Source organism: Peribacillus sp. P4_C12 (assembly GCF_056402095.1).
The window spans coordinates 1-5658 of the sequence record NZ_JBFUIB010000240.1 but is presented as its reverse complement, the minus strand read 5'-3'; the positions used below and the strand labels follow the sequence as shown (position 1 = coordinate 5658).

At 40.8% G+C, this 5658-nt stretch carries 5 protein-coding genes; all 5 read right to left on the bottom strand.

All coding sequences use genetic code 11. The features are described from left to right. On the bottom strand, positions 1–788 hold a 788-nt coding region (locus AC1DUW_RS19960; protein ID WP_477643273.1), incomplete at its 3' end, for a branched-chain amino acid ABC transporter permease. Between the two features lie 13 nt (positions 789–801). Next, on the bottom strand, positions 802–1680 hold the full coding sequence (locus tag AC1DUW_RS19955) for a branched-chain amino acid ABC transporter permease (protein ID WP_053347115.1): 879 nt from the start codon (positions 1678–1680) through the stop codon (positions 802–804). A 74-nt stretch (positions 1681–1754) separates the two neighbouring features. Beyond that, positions 1755–2945, bottom strand: coding sequence for an ABC transporter substrate-binding protein (locus tag AC1DUW_RS19950; RefSeq protein WP_053347116.1), 1191 nt, complete (start codon positions 2943–2945; stop codon positions 1755–1757). Positions 2946–3117: 172 nt separating this feature from the next. Further along, a complete protein-coding gene (locus AC1DUW_RS19945; RefSeq protein ID WP_056528360.1) occupies positions 3118–3879 on the bottom strand; it encodes a tRNA threonylcarbamoyladenosine dehydratase in 762 nt (253 codons plus the stop codon). A 111-nt stretch (positions 3880–3990) separates the two neighbouring features. After that, positions 3991–5199 carry a M20 family metallopeptidase gene (locus AC1DUW_RS19940; protein ID WP_477643272.1) on the bottom strand — a complete coding sequence of 403 codons (1209 nt, stop codon included), beginning with the start codon at positions 5197–5199 and terminating at the stop codon, positions 3991–3993. Positions 5200–5658: the final 459 nt, after the last annotated feature.

Here is a 5658-nt window from a genome sequence, read left to right as displayed (position 1 = left end):
GTTAATAAAAACGCGGCCAAAACTGAACCTGATAGACTTCCAAGACCACCGAGAACCACGAAGATCAGAATATCGAATGATTTTAGGAAACCGAAATTTGACGGCTGGATAATATAGAAGTTATGAGCGTAAAGCGAACCAGCAACCCCGGCAAAAAAGGCTCCAATGACGAAAGCTGCCACTTTATAATAAGTCGTATTGATTCCCATCGCGTCAGCGGCCGTTTCATCTTCTCTTACGGAAATACATGCACGCCCATGGGTTGAATTGGTGAAATTCCGAATCACAATAATGGTAATCATTACACAGGCAAATACCCATGGCCACGTTGTCAAATGAGATACCTGCATCCCGCTTGCTCCGCCTACATAATCAATATTCAAAAGGACTATCCGGACAATTTCCCCAAATCCAAGTGTAGCAATCGCCAAGTAATCCCCCTTCAGACGTAAGCTCGGAATTCCAATTACCATACCTGCTACAGCGGCTAAAATCCCCCCTGCCAATAAGGCAATAATGAATGGTAATTCAAGCTTCATTGTCATCACAGCGGAAGCATAGGCCCCTACTGCTAAAAACCCGGCATGTCCGATTGAGAACTGTCCGGTGATTCCGATGATTAAATGAAGACTCGTTGCCAGCATAATATTGATGCCGATAAACATGAGCGTATTGATATAAAATGGATTGAGCATGCCGTTTGAAATGGTAAACTGCATGACCGAGAAAAAAATAAGTGCCAACACAATCGAGAGCCAAAAACCCTTTGAATTCTTTAAAGTAGTCATCGCTATGTCTCCCCTATACTTTTTCTCTTTTATTTTTACCGAATAAGCCCTGTGGCAAGAAGATTAAAATCAAGATGAGTACGATAAAAGCCACACCGTCGCGCCATAAAGAGTAACCGGCGGCACTGACCAACGCCTCAATAACTCCAAGCAGTAGACCGCCGACCATTGCTCCAGGAATAATACCAATGCCGCCTAAAACTGCTGCAACAAAGGCTTTAAGGCCAGGAAGGACACCCATTAACGGCTCAATCTTAATATAGTAGATTCCAAAAATAACACCTGCCGCCCCTGCAAGAGCCGAACCTATTGCGAAGGTAGCGGAAATCGTATTATTGACATTGATGCCCATAAGCGTAGCCGCTTCGGAATCAAATGAAACGGCACGCATGGCTTTGCCGATTTTTGTTTTATGTACAACAAATTGTAGGATAATCATTAAAATAATAGATACGGATAAAATTAATATAGATTGGCTGCTGATGGAAACTCCTAATATATCGAGTTTATCCATCGGAAGGACATCGTTTGGATAGGCTTCTGGCTGAGCGCCACGGATGTAGATCAGACCATTTTCTATTAGAAGGGAAACACCGATAGCCGTAATTAAGGCCGCAATCCGTGTTGCATTTCGAAGGGGTTTATAAGCAATACGTTCAATTAAGACACCAAATATGGCGCATACAATCATTGAAATCAATAAAGCAGGGATGAACGATAAGTCCAATACCGTAATGGAGTAAAAACCAACAAATGAACCAACCATAAATACGTCACCATGAGCAAAGTTTATCAGCTTGACGATCCCGTATACCATCGTATAGCCAAGAGCAATCAATGCATAAATGCTGCCGAGTGAAATGCCATTTACCAATTGCTGAATCAGTTCCATATTGCACTCTCCCCGAAAAGGTGTTTTTTTAGTGAAGATAGAATAGGGGGACTTGCCCCCTATCCGCTTAACTATTATGGATTGATTTTTGTTTTAAACGTTTGTTTACCATCTACATATTCTAAAATAGTAGCCGATTTGATTGGATCATGATTTTCATCGAGGTTAAGAGTCCCTGATACTAATTGAAGATCTTTGACATCTTCCAATGCTTGTCTGATTTTTTCGGGAGAAGCATCTCCAGATCTTTTGATAGCGTCAGCCAGGTAGTACCCAGTGTCATAGCCAAGGGCAGCAAAAGCATCTGGTGTTTTATTGTATTTCTTTTTGTAAGCTGCAACGAAATCTTGGATTTTTGCATCTTCATCTTCTGGAGAATAGTGATTAGTGATAAAGGTATTTTTCAATGCCTCTGCCCCAGCAATTTCAACGACTTTCGGAGAATCCCAGCCATCTCCACCCATGAATGGAAGGTCGATGCCGTCTTCACGAGCTTGCTTTAAGATAAGTCCAACTTCTTCATAATAACCAGGAAGGAAAACGAATTCCGGTTTTGCAGATTTGATACGTGTTAATGTTGCGCGGAAATCAGTATCTTTCGTTACATAGGCTTCTTCCGCTACAATTTTACCGCCGTTTGCAGTAAATGCTTCTTTAAATGCAGCGGCTAATCCTTTTGAATAATCACTTGCGCTATCTACATAGATTGCTGCAGTCTTCGCCCCAATATCATCAGATGCGAAATTAGCTGCAACCGTCCCTTGGAATGGATCGATAAAGCAAGTTCTGAACACATAATCGTTTAATTTTCCAGCTTTGTTTGTTATGTCGGGATTTGTTGCCGTTGGTGTGAGTAGAGGAACTTTATTATCTTGTGCGACTTGAACCTGTGCCAAAGTGTTTGTGCTTGTAGCTGATCCAACTACAGCCACAACTTTGTCCTGACTGACTAATTTAATTGAACCACTGGTAGCTTCTGCTGCATCAGATTTATTATCAACTTTAATGATTTCTAGCTTTTTTCCGTCAATGCCTTCTTTATTAATTTCTTCGATGGCCAATTTCAAACCATCCGCGGCTGACTGACCGAATGATGCAGTTCCGCCTGACAATTCAAGATTGGCACCAATTTTAATTGTGTCACCCGAGGTGGATGAGCCTCCACTTGAACTGCTAGTTTTCGAGTCGCTATTACAACCTGCCAGCGCCCCAGCTACTAGTGAAAGTGATAGAAACACTCCTGCTAGCTTTTTCTTCTTCTTCATTTGAAACCCCCTAATTTAGTATATTATTCTCATTGACAGAATATTTAAATAAAAATAATATTCTGAAAATAGTGTATCTCATTCTATCGACTCCGTCTATATGTCATAGAAAAAAATGTTAATAAAAATATTTTCGTGATAATACGGACAAAAAAACTGACTCTATTTAGAGTCAGTCATTAACACGGCGAACTTCAATGTCTTTTACAATATCATTGATTACCCAACTGGCCGCAATTAAGCCAGCTACAGATGGTACGAATGCATTAGAAGATGGCGGCATTTGAGCTTTACGGATTTTTGCATTTTCATTTCCGACTTCTTTTCGAACATCCTCACGAATGACAATCGGGCTTTCATCGGAAAAGACGACAGGAATTCCCTTTGTGATGCCCTCTTTTCGTAATCTTGTACGAATGACCTTGGCAAGCGGATCTGTATGCGTTTTAGAAATATCAGCAATTTGGAAACGGGTTGGGTCCATTTTATTGGCAGCTCCCATGCTTGAAATCACCTTAATATTTCGTTTCAGGCATTCCTTCATCACATGCATCTTATAAATGACCGTATCTGATGCATCAATGACATAGTCAAGATTATAACTGAAGAACTCCTCAAACGTTTCTTCTGTATAGAACATTTTTAGCGCGATTACTTCGCAGTCCGGATTAATATCTTGAATGCGGGTCTTCATCAATTCCGCTTTCGGCTGACCTACAGTTGAGAGAAGAGCATGAATCTGTCTGTTCACATTAGTGATGTCGACATCATCTTTATCAACAAGGATAATTCTACCTACTCCTGTACGTGCCAATGCCTCAGCTGAAAAGGAACCCACGCCACCTACACCTAGAACAGCAACGGTCGTGTTTTTCAGTATATCTATGCCTTCCTTACCAATCGCTAATTCATTTCGAGAAAACTGATGCAGCATATATATTCAACTCCAATAAATTCTGTTCTTATTTAGATTCCCAATTAACAATATATCATAAACATCATTTATGACAAGTGAAATATGAGCAGAGTTATCGGAATTAGTATACTAGTTCATTGTAGACAATTTTTGAAGAACTGTTGCTAAAAGAAGTGTTCGTTCTGTCAGGCTAGGAATTTCTAAATACTCGTCTTCACTATGTGCATTCCCGCCAATTGGACCTAGTCCGTCTACGGTTGCAATTCCTAATTCAGATGTAAAAGAAGCATCTGAACCTCCACCCGTAGCCGTATCGGTGATATTGATGCCGATTTCCTGCCCCGCCTGATTGATAGCCTCTAATAGAATGGTCGTTTGTTCGTTCTTTTCCATGGGTGGCCGGTCCATTTTGCCGCTAAGCGTCGTTTTCGTTCCCGCAATATAAGTGTGAGCACAGATTTTTTTCATTTGTTTTAGGATAATAACCTCCTGTTTTTTTTCTGAGATACGCAAATCCACAAAGGCAGCGGCGTGGGAGGCAATGGTATTGACAGCTGAACCACCTTCAATTATCCCGACATTTACACTTATCCCCTGCTTAAGATCATTTAACCTGTGCAGTGCGATAATCTTATGAGCCAATTCTTCAATTGCACTTCGTCCTTTTTCCGGTTCAATCCCCGAGTGAGCAGACACTCCTACTATGTCCACTTTAAATTGCCCGCAGCCTCTTCTCGCCGTAACAAGTGAACCATCCGACCTCGCTGGCTCTAGAATTAACGCAAATTTCTTATTTGCCGCATTCTCTGAAATGAGTGAAGCAGAAGAAGGAGACCCTATCTCTTCATCACTATTGAGAATGATTTGAATATGTTTATACCCGGTCTTCCCTGCCTGTTTCATACAAAGAATCGCATAAAAAAGTTCGACTAAGCTTGCCTTCATATCAGCAACACCAGGTCCGTATGCGCGATCTCCTATCACTTTAAAAGGACGTTTTTGTACCGTCCCTTCTGGAAAAACTGTATCCATATGTGCGACAACGAGAATATGTGGTTGAAGCGCATCACGATGCTGAATAACTAATTGATTGCCATAATTCTTTTGTTCCACAATATTCACAATAAAATCAAGACTCTCAAATTTCGTTTTTAAAATCGCACCAATTTTATCAATTCCCTGTTTTGTGTAAGAACCACTATCAATATTCACAAGCTGCTCCACTAATTGAAGCATTTCTCTCCTCTTAGCATCCAATAAATCTTTCAAAGCCCTCACTACTTTCTTTTTCCTTGCTCTTATTATTTCAACCTTACTACATACTTTACGAATGTACATTGTGTAGTGTTCCTTAAATGGGGGTTTTTGATGTTAACTCGTGAGTTTTGGACGTTTACTCGTGAGTTTTGGACGTTTACTCGTGAGTTTAGCACGGTTACTCGTGAGTTTCAGCTTTTTACTCGCAAGTTTCAGACATTTACTCGTGACTTTCAGCTTTTTACTCGTGAGTTTCAGACATTTACTCGAAAGTTTCAGCCGGTTACTCGCGAGTTTAGACATTTACTCGTGAGTTTCAGCTCTTTACTCGTGAGTTTCAGCTTTTTACTCGTGAGTTTCAGACATTTACTCGTGAGTTTCGGACGGTTACTCGTGAGTTTCAGACATTTACTCGTGAGTTTAGGACGGTTACTCGTGAGTTTAGGACGGTTACTCGTGAGTTTCAGCTCTTTACTCGTGAGTTTAGGACGTTACTCGTGAGTTTCAGACATTTACTCGAAAGTTTCAGCCGGTTACTCG